Genomic DNA, 273 nt, shown 5'->3' with positions numbered 1-273 from the left:
AAAACGGTGGGAACCGGGATTTGGCGAATGCTCAATGGGATTCCAATCAATCCATCCTGGTTGTCGGCTGGCACAACGCGGGAAGCACCCCCGGCAATCAGCTGGCAAAGAAGTCGACGATGGCCCGGATGCCGACAGCTTTCCTATTTTCGGATTCTGGCTATGGTAGCCAGGGTGGAACGGACAGTCTCCTCCAGGCCGGCAAAGTCCTCCTTGGCCAGCAGGGATGAGCTGATCAGTTTTGATCCCATCCCGACACAGCAAACCCCGGCA

The 273-nt window shown here is 57.1% G+C and carries 1 protein-coding gene; it reads left to right on the top strand.

Annotated elements, in window-relative coordinates; translation table 11 throughout:
• Positions 1-230: hypothetical protein (locus ACRHNM_RS16780; RefSeq protein ID WP_431137763.1), on the top strand; the 230-nt coding region annotated here is incomplete at its 5' end.
• Between the last annotated feature and the right edge of the window lie 43 nt (positions 231-273).

Origin of the sequence: Psychroserpens mesophilus (genome assembly GCF_050617655.1) — a bacterium.
Lineage (GTDB): Bacteria > Bacteroidota > Bacteroidia > Flavobacteriales > Flavobacteriaceae > Psychroserpens > Psychroserpens mesophilus_A.
The sequence above is the reverse complement of the archived record's forward strand: the minus strand, read 5'-3'. Positions and strand labels throughout refer to the sequence as shown.